Raw genomic sequence first — 16,728 nt, forward strand, 5'->3', positions numbered from 1 at the left:
TCGCCCACGCGTATCTCGATGTGCTCACTCGCGCTTCGCGTCGGCCGCCGCCAGCATCGCTTCCCCGATCGCGAGCTTCCCGTCCGCGATCAGCGCGTCGCCGGCGCCGCGGATATCCTCGGCCGCCTTGTTCTGCCCGAGCTTGCGCTTGCCGACGAGCCGCGTGATCTCGATCTGCAGCCCGACGATCGCCTGCAGCATCGTGTCGAGATAATCGGCCGGCGCGTCGCCCATCTTCCACGGTACCGGCTGCGACGCTTCGTGCGTGCGCGTCAGCCGCGCGACCACGCTGCGCACGAACTTCTCGTCGTCGCGCACCGTGATGCGGCCGTGCGCATGCACGACCACGTAGTTCCAGGTCGGCACCTGCCGGTGCGCGACGTGCTTGCTCGGATACCAGTTCGGCGAGATGTACGCGTCGCCGGCGTGGAAGATCACGAGCACCTCGTCACCGTTCGCAACGTCCTGCCAGACCGGATTCGCGCGCGCGACGTGCGCATGCAGCTCGCCGAGCCCGCCGTCGCCCGGCAGCAGCTCGAACGGGATGTGGTTCGCGTCGAGTCCGCTCTTCCCGTGCGTGATCAGGCTGCCGAACGGATGCTGCACGATCAGTTCGCGCAATGCGTCGGGGTTGGGCTCGTTGAAATCGGCGGGGACGTACATGTCGGCTCCACGGTCGTGCGGCGGTTGAAATGGCTCGGGCGCTGGCCCGTCTTGCGCAAATTGTTACCCCAAACTGGTTTATGCTGTAGAGCCGGTTTGGAACATTTTCAGCAGACCAGAATCATGGCAAGAACGGCCCGGAACATCGAAATCCCGTCGCTCGGCGCGCTCGACCGCGCGGCCGGCGACCTGAGCCGCCAGCTCGCGCAGGCGCTGCGCGACGCCGTGCGCCGCGGCGATGTCCGTCCGGGCGATACGCTGCCATCCACGCGGCTGCTGGCGGCCGCGCTGCAGGTCGCGCGCGGCACCGTCGTCGACGCGTATGCGCAGCTGGTCGCCGAAGGCTTCCTCGAATCGCGCGGCGGCGCGGGCACGCGGGTCGCGCACGCACTCGCCGAGCCGCCGCCCGTCGACGAGCCCGAACCGCCCGCCCAACGCAGGCGCCCGGCCCACGCCGGGCTGCCGGAGCCGACCGCGACCTTCGCGCGGATCGCCCGCGAATTCCGTCCGCTGCCGGCACTGCCGTTCGCGATCTCGGTGCCGGTCGGTCTCACCGCGCCCGACGACATCTGGCGCCGGCTCGGCAACCGCCTGCGCGCACGCGGCGCCGGCGCGCCGTCCGGCTATGCCGATCCGCAAGGCGCGCTGCCGCTGCGCGAAGCGATCGCCGGCTACGTGCGCCGGTCGCGCTCGGTGCGCTGCACGGCCGACCAGGTCGTGATCACGAGCGGCACGCAGCAGGGGCTGCATCTCGCGAGCCAGGTGCTGCTCGGTGCGGACGACCAGGCGTGGGTCGAGAATCCGGCCTATCGCGGCATCACCGCGCTGCTCGAAAGCACCGGGCGACGCGACGCGATGGTCCGCGTGCCGGTCGACGCCGACGGCATCGACGTCGACGCGGGCATCCGCCTGGCGCCGCATGCGCGGGCCGCATTCGTCACGCCGTCGCACCAGTACCCGCTCGGCATGCCGCTGAGCATGGCGCGGCGCAACGCGCTGCTTGCGTGGGCGCGCACGCATCACGCATGGGTGGTCGAGGACGACTACGACAGCGAGCTGCGCTACGAAGGCTATCCGTTCCCGTCGCTGCAGGGGCTCGACCCCGACCGCGTGATCTATCTCGGCACGTTCAGCAAGATCCTGTTTCCGTCGCTGCGGCTCGGCTACGTGATCGCACCCGACGATCTCGTGCCCGCGTTCTGCGGCGCGCGCGTGCTGATGGATCGCCATGCACCGACCGCCGACCAGCACGTGCTGGCCGCGTTCATCGCGGAAGGCCATCTCGATCGCCACATCCGCCGCGTGCGCGGCGTGTACGCGGAGCAGCGCGCGCTGCTGATCGACACGCTCGGCGCGCGGCTGCCGCGCGAACGCGCATGGGTGCAGCCGGGCGACCAGGGGATGCACGTCGTGCTGTGGCTCGCCGAAGGGATCGACGATCTCGACGTGGTCGCGCGCGCCGCGCAGGCCGGCGTCGCGGTGCGCGCGGTGTCGCCGATGTTCGCGCCGGGCACGGCCAGACCGGGGCTTGTGCTCGGCTTCGGCGGGTTCGGTCGTGCGCAGATGGAGGCGGCCGCGCAGCGGCTCGCGGACGTGGTTTCGTCGGAAGATTCGCGGCCGGTCGCGCCGCAAAAGGTTGTCCGCAGGCAACAAACGTAATCGTCTGTAAATCCTGCAAGCAAACAGCCGTTTCGGCCGCCGGCAAGCGTGCGCCGTTTGCTAGGATCGCGCCTCTTCCGTCCACGCCCCTGCCGCCGTGAATCGCTTCGTGCCGTTTCTTCGAGACGCGTGGCTCCGCTGCCGCGCCCGTGTCGCGCCGCTCGCCGCCGCCTGCCGTTCGCGCACCCGCGCGCTGTGCGCCGGCGTGCTGCATCGCCTGCGTCATCCGACGCGGCGCGGCGTGGCACTGACGCTCACCGCGATACCGGTGCTGGGCCTGCTGGTCCTGCTTGCGTTCGTTCCGTTCACGCCGAGCATCGGCGACATCCGCAAGGCACGCATCGATCGCCCCGCGCGCGTGCTGTCGGCCGACGGCGAGCTGATCGCCGAGTTCCGGCCCGTCAACCGCGAATGGGTGCCGCTCAAGCAGATCTCGCCGCACATGGTCGACGCGCTGATCGCGACCGAGGATCACCGCTTCTACGCGCATCACGGCATCGACTGGCGCCGCACGATCGCGGCCGGGCTGCATACGTTCTCGGGCGCGCGCCAGGGCGGCTCGACGATCACGCAGCAGCTCGCGCGCAACCTGTACCCGGACGAAGTCGGCCGCTCGCTGACGCTCACGCGCAAGGTGAAGGAGCTGATCACCGCGTTCAAGATCGAGACGGTGTACAGCAAGGACGAGATCCTCGAAACCTACCTGAATACCGTGCCGTTCCTGTACAACGCGTTCGGCGTCGAAATGGCCGCGCGCACCTACTTCGGCAAATCGGCGAACCAGCTCGACATCGCCGAAAGCGCGACGCTCGTCGGGATGCTGAAGGGCAACAGCTACTACAACCCGGTGCTGAATCCGGAACGCGCGGTACAGCGGCGCAACATCGTGCTCGACCGGATGGCGACGATGGGCATGCTGTCGCCGCGGCAGCTCGCGAAATTGCAGCGCCAGCCGCTGCGCGTCGACTTCGAGCCGCAGACGGCGCAGCCCGGCCTCGCGCCGCACTTCGCGGTGCAGCTTCGCAAGTGGCTGATCGCGTGGGCCGACCGCAACAACTACGACCTCTACTCGGATGGCCTCGTCGTGCGTACGACGCTCGATGCGCGGCTGCAGGACATGGCGACGCAGGCGCTGACGCAGCAGACCGAGCGGCTGCAGGCGATCGCCGACAGCGCATGGCGCGGCCCGTCCGGCTGCGGGCTGCGCAACGACCTGTTCCGCGGCTTCATCCGCCAGACACCCGACTATCGCAGCGCCCGCGACGCGGGGCTCGCCGATGCAGCGGCGCTGAAGCAGCTCGGCGCGAATCGCGAGTTCATGCATGCGCTGTGCGAACGCAAGACGCAGGTGCAGGCCGGCTTCGTCGCGATCGATCCGCGCAACGGTGCGATCAGGGCATGGGTCGGCAGCCCCGATTTCGGCAGCGAGCCGTTCGATCACGTCGCGCAGGCGCGGCGCCAGCCGGGCTCGACGTTCAAGCCGTTCGTCTATGGCGCCGCGTTCGCGGACGGCATGCGGCCGGGCGATACGTTCATCGACCGCCCGGTCGCGATCCCGATCGACGGCCGCGCGGTCTGGCGCCCGACCGACGAGGAGCCGCCGACGGGCGAGCCGATGACGCTGCGCGACGCGCTCGCGCTGTCGCGCAATCGCATCACCGCGCAGGTGATGCAGCAGGAAGGCGCCGCGAAGGTCGCTCAGCTCGCACGCGCGATGGGCGTGCGCGACAGTCCGCTCGACGCGGTGCCGTCGCTCGCGCTCGGCACGAGCCCCGTCACATTGAAGGAGATGGTGTCCGCGTACGGCACGATCGCGAACCGCGGCGTGTACGTCGCGCCGCAGGCGATCACGCGCATCGAGGATCGCGACGGCAAGGTGCTCGCCGCATTCGGCAGCGCGCCGCCCGAACGCGCGTTGCCGGCGCCTGCCGCGCAGACGCTCGTCGACGTGATGCGCGATGTCGTCGATCGCGGCACCGGCGCCGACATCCGCTCGCGCTACGGGATTCGCGTGGATGTCGCCGGCAAGACGGGCACGACGCAGGACAACACGGACGGCTGGTTCATCCTGATGCATCCGCAACTGGTGGCCGGCGCATGGGTCGGCTTCGACGACGGCAGCGTGACGCTTCGCAGCGACTACTGGGGTGCGGGCGCGCACAGCGCGCTGCCGATCGTCGGCAGTTTCTACGATGCGGCGCTGCGCGCGCGTGCGATCGATCCGCGTGCGCAGTTCTCGCCCGACTTCCGGCCGCGCGGCGCACCGGCGCCGGCGCCGAGGCGGCGCCCGCATCCCGGCCTGTTCGACTGGCTGAAGCTGTTCCGCTGAGCGTGCCGCCGGCGGAACATATACATACAACTGCGCTCAGCCCGCCGCGAGCGTGGCCGCCTGCGCATCGAACTCCGGCGCCCACGCCGCACGCCACGCGGCCTTCGTCGCGTCGTCCGCCCACGCGCTGTCGATCCCGTTCAGCATGAACTGCTTCAGCTCGGCAACGGTGAAGCCGAAATGGCTGAACATCAGCTCCCACGCCTCGCTCGGGTTGACCTTGTGCAGCGTCGGATCGTCGGTGTTCGGATGGATCTTCAGCCCGAGGCCCGGCATCTTGCGCATCGGATGCAGCTCCGCCCATTGCTCCGGCGGCAGTGTGCGCAGATAGTACGAATTCGTCGGCACGACGGTGAAGACGATCCCGCGTTCCGCATAGCGCGCGCACAGCTCGGGGTTATCGACGATCGTATAGCCGTGATCGACGCGGTCGACCTGCAGCAGGTCGACCGCCGTCTCGACGTTGCGCCACGGCATCCCGAACTCGCCCGCATGCGCGGTCGTGCGGAAACCGGCCTCACGCGCGTTGCGATACGCCTTCCAGAACAGTTCCGGCGGCCGGTCGTTCTCGCGATAGTCGATCCCGAGCCCCGCCACTTCATCCGCGCGATTCGCCTTCATCCATTCGACGATCGCTACGGCCTCATCGGGATCCTGCTCGCGGTCGATGCTCGGGATCAGGCGTGCGCCGATCCCGAAATCGCGCGCGGCATCGCGGATCGCCGTCACGATCGCAGCTTGCGCGTCCGCATACGCGATGCCCGATACGCGCACCGTGCCGGTCGGATTCCAGAAGAATTCCGCATGCCGCACGTTGTGTGCGGCCGCATCCTCCAGATACTCGTATGCAATCCTTCGCAGATCGTCAGGCTGCATGAGCAGATACTGGTCGAGCGCGCGCAGCACGTGCAGCACGCCTACCGGCTTGTCGCCGCGCGCATAGAACGCATCGATCTCCGCGCGCTCGATCGGTGCACCGCTGCGTTCCGCGAGCGCGACGAACGTGTCGTGCCGCACCGCGCCGAGCAGGTGGCAATGCAGCTCGACCTTCGGCAGCGCGTGGAAGAAGGCCCGATGGGCCGGCGTGATCTCGATGCCCGTGCGCGCGGCCGGGACGTTGCCTGGTGTTCCCTTCATGTCTTTCTCTTTGGGTATTGCGGTTGCGTCGCGAAAGCCGTCTCTCAGTGCGGCTTCACGACAGTCCAGAAGTAATAGCCGAGCGGAATCGCGAGCACGACGAGCCCCCACGACACGTCGCGCCAGCGGCCGGCCAGCAGCTTGACCAGCACGTAGCACAGCAGCCCGCCCGCGATGCCGGTGCCGAAGCTGTTCGACATCAGCGTGAGCAGCACCATCGACATCACGGGCAGCGCATCGGTGAAGTCGTCGAAATGCGTATGGCGGATCGTCGCGAACATCGACAGCCCGATCAGGATCAGCGCCGGTGCGGTTGCCTCCTTCGGGATCGCGAGCGCGACCGGCACGAACAGCAGCATCGCGGCGAACAGCACGGCCGCGGCCAGCGACGACAGCCCGCTGCGGCCGCCGGCCTCGACGCCCGCCGCCGATTCGATCAGCGCGGTCAACGCGGGGATGCCGAACACGGGCCCGATCGTCGCGGCGAGCGAATCGACGAGGAACGGCCGGTTGATGTCCGGCAGGTTGCCGTGCTCGTCGAGCAGGTTCGCCTTCGCGCCGACCGCGAGCGCGGTGCCGAGCGTCGAGAAGAATTCCGCCGCGAAGAACGCGAACAGATACGGCGCGGCCGCCAGGCTCAACGCGCTGCCGATATCGAGCTTGAACGCGATCGGCGCGATGCTGTGCGGCAGCGACACGAACGACGCGGGCAGGTGCGTGACGCCGAGCGGCACGCCGGCCGCAGCCGCGGCGAGGATCGCGATCAGGATCGCGCCGGGCACCTTGCGCGCCTGCAGCACGACCGCAACCGCCAGGCCGATCAGCGCGACGAGCGCGCCCGGCCGCGAGAAGTCGCCGAGCGCGAACGCGTTGGTCTTCGCGTTCGCGACGACCATCCCCGCATTGCGCAGGCCGAGCATCGTGACGAACAGCCCGATCGACGCGCCGAGCCCGAGCTTGATCTGCACCGGAATCAGCCGCACCACGACGCCGCGCGCGCCGAGGATCGTCAGCAGGAAGAACAGCACGCCCGACACGCACGCGATGCCGAGGCCCGTCTGCCAGCCGACGTGTTCCGTCGTCGCGAGCGTCACGCCGACGATCACCGAGCCGCCGATGCCGGGGCCGACGAGGAACGGCAGGTTTGCATAGAGCCCCATCAGCGTGGTGAACAGCACGAACACGACGATCGTCGCGGTCGTCGCCGCGCCGCGCTCCATGCCGCCTGTCGCGAGCAGCGACGGGATCACGACGAGCAGGTACGCGGCCGCGAGAAACGACGTGACGCCCGCGATCGTCTCGGTGCGCACGCTCGTGCCGCGCGCGGCGAGCGCGAAGCGGCGTTCGAGCCAGTTGGCCGGCGCTCGCGCCGGCATCGTGTCAGTCGCTGACATGGTGGTTCTCCTGTGATTCCGAATATTGTCCTGTGCCGATTCATGCAGCACGGTCTTATACTGCCGCGTACCGCATCCCGACCGTTATTGCCCGATGTCGTCCGACCGCTCGTCGCTGCTGCCCGCGCTCACGCTGCGGCAGGTCCAGCACTTCGTCGTGCTCGCCCACGCACGCAGCTTCACGCAGGCCGCGCAGGCGCTGTCGCTCACGCAGCCCGCGCTCACCGCGTCGATCCGCCAGATCGAGTTCCTGCTCGGCGGGCGCCTGTTCGCGCGTTCCGCGCACCGGCTCACGCTGACGTCCGCGGGCGAAGCCGTGCTGCCGCTCGCCGAACGCCTGCTCAACCAGGCGCGCGGCACCTTCGACGACATGACGCGGCTCATCGGCGAACGCATCCAGACCGTGCGGATCGCGTTCATCCCGTCGGTCGCGGGCCGCCTGCTGCCCGCGCTCAACACGCTGCGCGGCACGCATCCGACGCTGCGCTTCACGCTCACCGACCTGCCGAACAGCGCGCTCGTCGAAGCCGTGCGCGACGGCGTCGCCGATCTCGGCATCGGCGTGCGCGAACCGGACAGCGACGACGGCACGCTGCGCTACCGGCAACTGTTCGAGGACGAGATCGTGATCGTCGTGCGGCACGACGATCCGCTTGCCCGCGCGAAGAGCGTTACGTGGGCGAAGCTCGTCGATCGCGAACTGGCCGTGTTCGTGCGCGGCAGCGTCAGCGAATCGCTGCATCGCACCGGCGGCGCCGAGAAGCTGCGCCTGAACGTCACGTACCGGATGGAATACACCGAGCCGCTCTACGCGCTCGCGCGCAACGGCCTCGCGACCGCCGTGCTGCCGAGCCTCTACACGATGCATCTGCACGATCCCGAACTCGTCGCGCTGCGCGTCGACAAACCGCGCGTCACGCGCGCAATCTCGCTGATCTCGCTCGCCGCCGACGATCGCGGCCCGCACGTGCGCGCGTGCCGCGAGTGGATCGCCAAGCACATCTGATTCCGTTCGCCGCGCGACGTCACGCGTTCAGGGCAGCTTCGCGATGCGCTCGACCAGCGCCGCGTAGAAGCGGTCCGCGTCGACCTCGTTGATCCATGTCGCGTTCGCGGCGCGGCCGCTGCGCCCGTTCCAGTCGACGATCGTCTCGCCGAGCGTCCACTGCCCGGTCGTCTCGATCACGACATTCACCTTGCGTCCGTTGAACATCGTCGGATCGACGAGATAGCCGACCGCGGTCGGGTCGTACATCGGCGCGTCGTCGACGCCGCGCCGCTTCTTGTTGTACGCGAGCTCGGCCGTCATGATGTCCGCGACGATCGCGCCGCAGCGGTTGCCGAGCGCGCGAAACGGCGCAACGCGCGCCGGTGTGATCGGCGCCTTCACCGCGACGTCGCGCGGCAGCACGACGATCGGCACGCCGCTGCCGAACACCACTTCTGCCGCCTGCGGATCGACGTAGATATTGAACTCGGCGGCCGGCGTGATGTTGCCGCGCTCGAAGAACGCGCCACCCATCAGCACGATTTCGCGCAGCGCGCCGCGAATCTGCGGCGCTTCGACCAGCGCTGTCGCGATGTTCGTCAGCGGGCCGAGCGCGCAAAGCGTCACGCTGTTCGGCGCCGCGCGGCTCAGCGTATCGACGAGGTACGACACCGCGTGGCCGGTCGCGAGCGGCGCGCGCGGCTCGTGCAGTTCGACGCCTTCGAGCCCCGTCTTGCCGTGCACGTTCGCGGCCGTCACGAGCTCGCGCACGAGCGGGCGCGGGCAGCCCGCGTAGACGGGCAGCGTCTTCGTGCGGCCGGCCCAGTCGCGGATGATTCGCGCATTGCGTTCGGTCAGGTCGAGCGGCACGTTGCCCGCGACGGCGGTCAGCGCGCGCACGTCGAGCCGGTCCTGCGCGCCGAGCGCGAACAGGATCGCGATGGCGTCATCCTGCCCCGGGTCGGTATCGATGATCACCGTGCGGCGCGCGGCGTCGCCGCCGGCGGCGAACGCACCCGTTTCGGGCAGCAGCGCGGTGCCGGCCAGCGCGGCGGACAGTTTCAGGAAGGTGCGGCGCGATGCGATCGGATGGGTCATGGTCGGGCTCTCAAGAAAACGCCGGGCCGCCCCAAGTTTTCTTGACCCCCTCGGGGGGCCTGGCTCGAAGCGGCAGGTTTGGGGGCGCTCAAAACACGTGCCTGACGCCGAGCGTCGCCATCATCTGGCGCGTGCCGGTCGAGCGCGCGTACGCGAAGATCTGCGCATGGTCCGCGTCGCCGGCCGCCTGCTGCGCGATCACCGTCAGCGCGACGTCGGTGCGTTTCGACAGGAAATAGTCAGCCTGCAGGTTCACCTGGTGCCATTTCGGACGCTTGTCGATCACGTCGTACTTGCCGTTCGTGAACGCATACGCAGCGCCGAGAAAAAGCTGCGGCGTCATCGTGTAGACGATGTTCACGCCGAGGTTCTGCAGGTGCAGGTGCGAATTGTCGAGGTAATCGTAGCGCACGTCGGTAAACATCGCCGCGAACTGTGCACGGCCGATCGTGTAGAAGCCGCCCGTGCCCGCGATCCGCTGCCGCCTCGCGTACGCCGCCGGCGTCATCGCGCTCCTGCTGAAGATCAGCAGCGGCGACGCGTAGTCGTTCGCGATCGCGCCGTCCTGGTTCGTGCTGCTGTACGGATGGTTGTACTGCGCGTAGACCGCGCTCCAGCGCAGCGCGCCTCGCTCGTAGCCGAGCCCGAAGCTGTATGCGCTGTTGTTCGCGAAGCCCGTCGCGTTGCTGAAGCCGTACAGCGCGGTGAATTTCAGGCCGTAGTAGACGGGGCTCACGTACTTCACCGAGTTCTGCACGCGGATGTCGTTGTAGCCGTTGTCGTTGTCGCCGATGTTCACGCCGTTGCTCGCGATGATCACGGGCCCGATGTAGTCGTGGATCGCGTCGTACTGGCGGCCGAACGTCAGCGAGCCGTACGTGCGGTCGGCAAGGCCGACGTAGGCCATGCGCCCGAACTCTCGGCCGTTTTGCGCGGCCGTGCCCGTCATCACGTTGAAGCCGTTCTCGAGCTGGAAGATCGCGGACAACCCCTGCCCGAGATCCTCCTTGCCCTTCAACCCCCAGCGCGGGTTCTGGTTCGTGCCGGACAGCGCCTGCCAGGCGTTCTTGCCGCCCTGGTTCGTCGCGAACCCGACGCCGGCCGAGATCAGACCGTACAGCGTGATGCTGCTTTGCGCACCGGCATGGGTCGCGAAGGCGCCGAGCATCGCGAGCGGAGCGAGCTTGTAGAGAGTTTTCATGCGGGTCGTGTGATCGGTGGTGGTCCAGGCGCGGCAGGGTTCCGCGAAACTGGCCTCGACTATACGAACCCGGATCGGATAATAAAAGTTTGCTTTTCTTATGTGTCAATAAAACGGATTTATTCTCATCCTCGTGCCTCCCGTGCCTCCCGTGCCTCCCGTGCCTCCCGTGCCTCCCGTGCCTCCCGTGCCTCCCGTGCCCGCCGGGGCGGCCGTCAGTCCGCGGTGTCACCGCCCTTCGGCAGCTTCGACCACGCGTTGCGCCCCGGCAGCGGCGACCACGCCGGGCGCGTCTTGCGTGCGCTGTCGATCACGACCAGGTAGCGGCCCGCGATCGGCGTGATGTCGCGGTCGCGGCGCAGCACCCACAGCGACCTGCCGGCCTCGACGCGCGCCTGGTAGTCGTCGTCGAGCAGGCCGTGCCGGTCGAAGAACAGGTTCAGCGACGCGGGAATCCGCACGCATCCCTTCGAGTGCCGGATGCCGAGCAGCGGTTCGAGGCGGTCGGGGTCGGTCGCATGCATCTGGAAGCGCATCGGCGACACGCCGCCCTTGCCCCAGCCGCGCTCGCCGTCCTCCCATCCGAAGTCGTAGATGCGCATGTCGCGGCGGCCGTAGCCGCGAATGCCGTTGTCGTTCGTCGTGCCTTCCGCACGGAAATCCATGTTGTCGGGCGAGTGATGGAACACGCCGAGCGGCGTCACGAAATGATCGTACTTGCCCGGCAGCCCGGTGCCGACCGGCGATGCGCCGATCATCAGCCACGCATTGGCCGGCGTCGCGCGGAAGTAGATGAAAAGCGCCTGCACGTTCGGCGCGCGGTCGACCATCGCAACGTATTCGCCGGCCAGGTCGCCGAGGTCCGCATCGGCGAGCGCCTTCTGGAGCCGCTCGCCGTATGCGCGCTGCTCGCTTACGGGTACGTTCAGGCGCCGCGTCACTTCCTGCGTGAAGCGCTTGCGCATGTCGATCGCGCGTGCCGTCGCGCTTTTCGCGTCGTCGGCCGACAGCGGCGGATGCCGGCGCGGCGGGGTCGGCACGGGCGGCTCGGCCTCGCTGGCCGGTACGGCGGACGCGGCCGACGCAGGTTCGGCAGTGGACGCGGCGGAAGCCGCCGATGCAGGCGCTGCGACGGACGCGGCGGAACCCGCCGATGTGCCCGATGCCGCGCTGGCAGGCTCCGCATGATGCACATGCGATGCCGCAGGCGCGGGCTGCGCGGCCGACGCACCCGACGATGCATGCGCGTGCGACGCCGGATGCGCATGGGAAGCCGCCGACGCCGGCGATGCAACTGATGAGGATGACGTAGCAGCAGACGACGGAGCGCCGGATGCCGCAAAGGCAGGCCGCCAGGCAAGAGCGGCAATCGGCAGCATGGCAGCGAGCCACACATACGCGGCGACAGCGCGGGTACGGCAACGCGGCTTCGCAAATTGCCGCGTCAGGCTGGAAAGCATCATATGTTCGAAGCCATCGGCCGATCCGGCCGCCGCATGCTGCTGTTGCGAGCGGCGCATCTTCCGCGCGAGCCATCGACACGTCCGGCACATCGCGTGCGCCCGGCGCCGACGCCTCTTCGCGGTGGAGCCGTTCGCTGATGCAACGCGTGCGGTCCGATGGCGGCTAATGAGTCGTCAGGCCCTTCATTCTACGCGCCAGCGCAGGAATCGGCAGCGGCGAAAGTCGCGGTTTCGCGGCGGATTTGCGCTTCGTCACGCTTTGTTTCAACTCGTTTCCGCTTGCGGCTTCGTCGCGTGTCAACCTTATAAGTTGGATGTTTCAAAACATGCGCCCGGTGGGTTTGTGCGTTCCGCCCGCAACGATGTTTCCACGAAACAAATTCGCATGCCAAACCATTTTGGCGATGCCGTTTCCCTCCGAGAAAACCGCATCGCACGCATGCCGCACGAACCATGCGACACGCGTGCGCAACCACCGACTACTTCGAGATGGTTTCGAGCGCGATGCCCTTCGTGCGCGGCCCCATGAGCCCGATCGCGGCCATCACGATCGCCATCGCGCCCGCGATGAACGCGAACACGCCGAAGGTGCCGAAGCCCTTCAGCACGGCCGCGATCACGAACGACGAGAAGATCGCCGAGAAGCGGCTCCACGAATAGACGAAACCGACGGCCCGTGCGCGGATCGACGTCGGGAACAGCTCGGCCTGATACGCGTGGAAGCTGTACGACATGATGTTGCTCGCGAGCGTGAGGCCGATGCCGAGCACGATCAGGAATGCGCCCACCGTCGTCTGGCTGAACAGCAGCCCGCAGACGACGATCGCCGCCGCCATCGCGACGATCACCGACTTGCGCTCGAAGCGGTCGGCGATCACGAGGCCGATCAGCGGGCCGATCGGCGCCGCGAGCGCGATCACGCTCGAATACATCAGGCTCGACGTGATCGTGATGCCCTGCTTGATCAGCAGCGTCGGCACCCAGTTCGCGAAGCCGTAGAAGCCGACCGTCTGGAACACGTTGAAGATCGTCATCATGATCGTGCGGCTGCGATATGGCGGCACCCACATGTCGCGGAAGCTGCCGCGCGGCGGCACGGGTTCGGCCGGCGCGGGCGGCGGCAGCGGCCGCCCGTATTCGGCCTCGACCTTCGCTTCGAGCGCGCGCATGATGCGATCGGCTTCGTCGACCCGGCCCTGCTGCGCGAGCCAGCGCGGGCTTTCCGGCAGCTCGCGGCGAATCCACCATACGAACAGCGCGCCATGCGCGCCGATCAGCACGACCCAGCGCCAGCCGTCGAGGCCGAACGGCGCATGCGGCACGAGCAGATACGCGAGGAACGCGACCACCGGCACCGCGACGAACCCGACCGCCTGCTCGCACGCGAATGCGCGGCCGCGGATCTGCTTCGGCACGAGTTCGGAGATGTACGTGCCGATCGTCACCATCTCGACGCCGAGCCCGAGACCGACGACGAAGCGCCAGAAGTTCAGCCCGGTCGCGGTGTCCTGGAACGCCATCACGACGTTGGCGGCCGTGTACCACAGCAGCGACCACGTGAAGATCGCGCGGCGGCCGAAGCGGTCGGCGAGAAAGCCGCATGCGATCGTGCCGATGAAGAGCCCGGAGAACAGCGCGGCGATGAAGCTCGCGACGCCGGTGGTGCCGAACAGGCCGTGCGTCGTCGCCGAAAGGATGCCGCTTTTCACGAGGCCGGGCGCGACGTAACCGCTGTAGAGCAGATCGTAGAGTTCGAAGAAGAAACCGAGGCTCAGCAGTACGACGAGCTTCCAGACGCTGCGGGTGGGTGGCAGGCGGTCGAGGCGGGCCGAGATCGAGCCGGGATCGACGGATGGGGATTGGGCAGGTGCCTGCGAAAGGCTGTCCGTTGAGGCCATCTTGGGCGCGTCTCCTGATCGTGTCGTGTTGTGTGTTGTTGTCCGGCGACCGTCGAGCCGCCGTCGGGCGAATCGCTGCATTGTACCGGCACGCCCGTCCTGCGGGCCGGCCGCGCTGCCCGCACCGACCAGATTCGGACACCCCGATTTCGCGCCGGACAATATGTAAATTGCGTAACCGTCTGTCGGGTATGGAAAAAGCGTCGGAACGACGATCCGGCGCCGCCCGTGCCGAGCCTCGGCGGCGCCGGCCCGACGGTACGGGCCTGCCGCGCCGTTTCGCGCGGGCACGCGCCGCCGGAATCGCTGCAAACGGGGTACGCAATCGGTACAACCACGCGTTCCGCGCCCCGGTAACATGCTACCGGGCCAACTACCGGCTTCCGGGCGCCTTTCGGCGACCGGCATTGTCGGCAAATCGTAAGCATTCCATGTTCATACAACGACTATCCACGTACGCCCGCCGGATCGCGCTGATCGCATTGCTGCAGTTCGCGGCGATCGCGACCGCGTCGGCGTTTCCGGCGGCCGCTTCCGCCCCGGGGGCGAGCGGCACCGACGCGTCCGTGCCGGCCATCTCGCTGAACGACGCCGTCGCGCAGCTCAAGCAGATGCAGGCCGAACAGGACCGCATCAAGCAGCAGACTTCGACCGCGTCCAACAGCAAGGAACTGGACGCGCTCGACGAAGCGACGCAGGAGCTGAGCACCGACGTCGCGAAGCTGCAGAGCGAGCTCGCTCCGCAGCGTACGCAGGTCCAGGCCCAACTCGACGTGCTCGGCCCGGCGCCTGCCGAGGGCGCCGCGCCGGAAACACCGGCCGTCGCGAAGCAGCGCGCGACACTGACCGCGCGCAAGACGCAACTCGACGCGGCACTGAAACAGGCCGCCGACCAGAAGACCAATCTCGCGAACCTGACCGAGCAGTTCGCGAAGCTGCATCGCAGCCAGTTGAAGAACCAGCTCGCGTTCCGTTCGGGCGGCATCTTCAGCGCGCAATTCTGGCTGCCGCTATTTCAGCGGTCGCCGGACGACATCCAGCGGCTCGAGGATTTCAACGACGAACTGCGCGACATGCTGCGCTCGTCGTGGGTGCCCGGACAACGGGCGATCACCACGCTGCTGCTGATCGCCTCGTTCGCGATGTGGCTCGGCGGCCGCCGGCTCATCGAGCGCGGGCTCGCGTGGATCTGCCTGAACCGCCTGCCGCCCACCCGCTTGCGCCGCAGCGCGCTGGCGCTGTCGACCGCGTTGTCGACATTCCTGGCAACCGCCTTTGCCGTTCAGATCCTCTACCTCGCCGTCGCGCGCCACTACGAGCTCACGCCGTCGCTGACCGATCTGTGGGACCAGTTCGCGAAGCTTGCCGCGACCTGCGCACTGATCGCCGGGCTCGGCCGCGCGCTGCTCTGCACGAAGCATCCGTCGTGGCGCCTGCCGGCGCTCGCCGATCCCGTCGCGCTCGCGATGAGGCCGTTCCCCGGCATCCTGGCCGCGCTGCTGCTGATGTCCGGCACGCTCGAATCGATCAACCGGATCGTCGACACCAGCCTGTCGGTCACGCTGTTCGGCCGCGGCATCGTATCGCTCGTCGTCGCGCTGACGGTCGGCGCGTCGCTGCTGCGCTCGAACCGCGCGCGCAGCGCGCTCGCGGCGGCTGGCGAGGCGCCCGAGCAGCGCTCCACGCTCGCCGGGCTGATCCACGCCGGCGTCACGCTGGCGATCGTGGTGTCGCTGGTCGCACTCCTGATCGGCTACATCACGGTCGCGCGATTCATCACCTACGAGCTCGTGTGGTTCGAGATCGTGCTGTGCGCCACCTACATCCTGATCCAGTTGACGCGCGACGCGAGCGAAAGCCTGTTCTCCGCGAGCCTGTCGACGGGCCAGCAGATCAAGAACCTGTTCGCGCTCGAAGACCGGCACCTCGACCAGGCCCGCACGGTCCTGTCCGGATTCGGCACGAGCCTGCTGATGCTGATCGCGGCCATCGCGCTGCTGACGGGCGGCTTCGGCACGACGCCGAGCGACCTGCTCGACAGCGCGATCGCGATGATCGGCAGCCAGCGGCTGCAGAGCCTGAACATCATGCCGGACCGGATCCTGAACGCCGTGATCGGCTTCGCGATCGGCTTCTACCTGCTGCGTTCGCTGCGCCGCTGGCTCGACGGCGAGTTCATGCCCGCGCTCGGCATGGACACGGGGATGCGCGTGTCGCTGATCACGCTGTTCACCAACGTCGGCTACGTGCTGCTCGTGCTGATGACGCTCGGCCTGCTCGGCGTCAGGTGGAACAACCTCGCGTGGATCGTCAGTGCGCTGTCGGTGGGTATCGGCTTCGGCCTGCAGGAGATCGTGAAGAATTTCGTGTCGGGGCTGATCCTGCTGACCGAGCGTCCGGTGAAGGTGGGCGACATGATCAGCATCGCGGGCGTCGAAGGCGACATCCGCCGCATCAACGTGCGCGCGACCGAGATCCAGCTCAGCGACCGCTCGACCGTGATCGTGCCGAACTCGCAACTGATCTCGCAAAACCTGCGCAACGTGACGATGGGCAACAGCACGCAGGGCGTCGCGACGCTGGTGCTGACGTTCCCGCTGAACACCGATCCCGAGCAGGTGCGCGACCTTCTGCTCGATGCGTACCGCACGCATGACGCGATTCTCGAGAAACCGGCGCCGTCGGTGACGTTCAGCCAGCTCGCGCCGGACGGGATCACGCTGAGCGTGACGGGCTACGTGTCGAGCCCGCGGATCGCGAGTTCGACGAAGAGCGATCTGCTGTTCGAGATCCTGAAGCAGTTGCGCGCGGCGGGGATCACGCTGTCGAGCCCGCAGATGCTGGTCGTGCAAAATATGCCGACGGTGGAGAAGTGAACAAAGACGGCCGGTCGCGTAC

Annotated in this window: 11 protein-coding genes; 4 read left to right on the top strand and 7 right to left on the bottom strand. The window is 68.2% G+C overall.

Annotated features, from left to right (window positions below; all coding sequences use genetic code 11):
• Nucleotides 1–24: 24 nt before the first annotated feature.
• On the bottom strand, nt 25–663 hold the full coding sequence (locus MRS60_RS24545; RefSeq protein ID WP_131948135.1) for an FMN-binding negative transcriptional regulator: 639 nt from the start codon (nt 661–663) through the stop codon (nt 25–27).
• 123 nt (nt 664–786) lie between these two features.
• On the opposite strand from MRS60_RS24545, the gene MRS60_RS24550 reads away from it, so the two are divergent.
• Both MRS60_RS24550 and MRS60_RS24555 read left to right on the top strand, forming a co-directional pair.
• On the top strand, nt 787–2,322 hold the full coding sequence (locus tag MRS60_RS24550; protein ID WP_243565701.1) for a PLP-dependent aminotransferase family protein: 1,536 nt from the start codon (nt 787–789) through the stop codon (nt 2,320–2,322).
• Nucleotides 2,323–2,419: 97 nt separating this feature from the next.
• Nucleotides 2,420–4,651, top strand: a complete 2,232-nt coding sequence (locus MRS60_RS24555) for a penicillin-binding protein 1A (protein WP_243565702.1) — start codon at nt 2,420–2,422, stop codon at nt 4,649–4,651.
• 36 nt (nt 4,652–4,687) lie between these two features.
• Here MRS60_RS24555 and add read toward each other — a convergent pair whose 3' ends face one another.
• A complete protein-coding gene (gene add, locus MRS60_RS24560) occupies nt 4,688–5,788 on the bottom strand; it encodes an adenosine deaminase (RefSeq protein WP_243565703.1) in 1,101 nt (366 codons plus the stop codon).
• Nucleotides 5,789–5,832: 44 nt separating this feature from the next.
• Nucleotides 5,833–7,182, bottom strand: coding sequence for an NCS2 family permease (locus MRS60_RS24565; RefSeq protein WP_034180898.1), 1,350 nt, complete (start codon nt 7,180–7,182; stop codon nt 5,833–5,835).
• 94 nt (nt 7,183–7,276) lie between these two features.
• On the opposite strand from MRS60_RS24565, the gene MRS60_RS24570 reads away from it, so the two are divergent.
• Nucleotides 7,277–8,188, top strand: coding sequence for a LysR family transcriptional regulator (locus MRS60_RS24570; protein ID WP_034180899.1), 912 nt, complete (start codon nt 7,277–7,279; stop codon nt 8,186–8,188).
• A 27-nt stretch (nt 8,189–8,215) separates the two neighbouring features.
• Here the strand turns inward: MRS60_RS24570 and MRS60_RS24575 are convergent, their stop codons facing one another.
• The 4 genes from MRS60_RS24575 to MRS60_RS24590 form a co-directional block, all read right to left on the bottom strand.
• A complete protein-coding gene (locus MRS60_RS24575) occupies nt 8,216–9,268 on the bottom strand; it encodes a nucleoside hydrolase (protein WP_243565704.1) in 1,053 nt (350 codons plus the stop codon).
• A gap of 88 nt (nt 9,269–9,356) precedes the next feature.
• Nucleotides 9,357–10,469, bottom strand: coding sequence for a porin (locus tag MRS60_RS24580; RefSeq protein WP_243565705.1), 1,113 nt, complete (start codon nt 10,467–10,469; stop codon nt 9,357–9,359).
• A 215-nt stretch (nt 10,470–10,684) separates the two neighbouring features.
• Nucleotides 10,685–12,022 (bottom strand): hypothetical protein, encoded by a 1,338-nt coding sequence (locus MRS60_RS24585; protein WP_243565706.1) that lies wholly within the window; start codon nt 12,020–12,022, stop codon nt 10,685–10,687.
• Between the two features lie 389 nt (nt 12,023–12,411).
• Entirely contained in the window at nt 12,412–13,830 is a 1,419-nt protein-coding gene (locus tag MRS60_RS24590; protein ID WP_217590179.1) for an MFS transporter, read from the bottom strand.
• 431 nt (nt 13,831–14,261) lie between these two features.
• On the opposite strand from MRS60_RS24590, the gene MRS60_RS24595 reads away from it, so the two are divergent.
• Nucleotides 14,262–16,706, top strand: coding sequence for a DUF3772 domain-containing protein (locus tag MRS60_RS24595; RefSeq protein ID WP_243565707.1), 2,445 nt, complete (start codon nt 14,262–14,264; stop codon nt 16,704–16,706).
• Nucleotides 16,707–16,728 lie beyond the last annotated feature (22 nt).

This window comes from Burkholderia pyrrocinia, assembly GCF_022809715.1.
Classification (GTDB): domain Bacteria; phylum Pseudomonadota; class Gammaproteobacteria; order Burkholderiales; family Burkholderiaceae; genus Burkholderia; species Burkholderia pyrrocinia_C.

Coding starts and splice junctions, on each gene's coding strand:
- MRS60_RS24565 (WP_034180898.1), bottom strand. CDS start 7,182: ATGTCAGCGACTGACACGATGCCGGCGCGAGCGCCGGCCAACTGGCTC.
- MRS60_RS24580 (WP_243565705.1), bottom strand. CDS start 10,469: ATGAAAACTCTCTACAAGCTCGCTCCGCTCGCGATGCTCGGCGCCTTC.
- MRS60_RS24545 (WP_131948135.1), bottom strand. CDS start 663: ATGTACGTCCCCGCCGATTTCAACGAGCCCAACCCCGACGCATTGCGC.
- MRS60_RS24585 (WP_243565706.1), bottom strand. CDS start 12,022: ATGTGCCGGACGTGTCGATGGCTCGCGCGGAAGATGCGCCGCTCGCAA.
- MRS60_RS24550 (WP_243565701.1), top strand. CDS start 787: ATGGCAAGAACGGCCCGGAACATCGAAATCCCGTCGCTCGGCGCGCTC.
- MRS60_RS24575 (WP_243565704.1), bottom strand. CDS start 9,268: ATGACCCATCCGATCGCATCGCGCCGCACCTTCCTGAAACTGTCCGCC.
- MRS60_RS24590 (WP_217590179.1), bottom strand. CDS start 13,830: ATGGCCTCAACGGACAGCCTTTCGCAGGCACCTGCCCAATCCCCATCC.
- MRS60_RS24570 (WP_034180899.1), top strand. CDS start 7,277: ATGTCGTCCGACCGCTCGTCGCTGCTGCCCGCGCTCACGCTGCGGCAG.
- add (WP_243565703.1), bottom strand. CDS start 5,788: ATGAAGGGAACACCAGGCAACGTCCCGGCCGCGCGCACGGGCATCGAG.
- MRS60_RS24595 (WP_243565707.1), top strand. CDS start 14,262: ATGTTCATACAACGACTATCCACGTACGCCCGCCGGATCGCGCTGATC.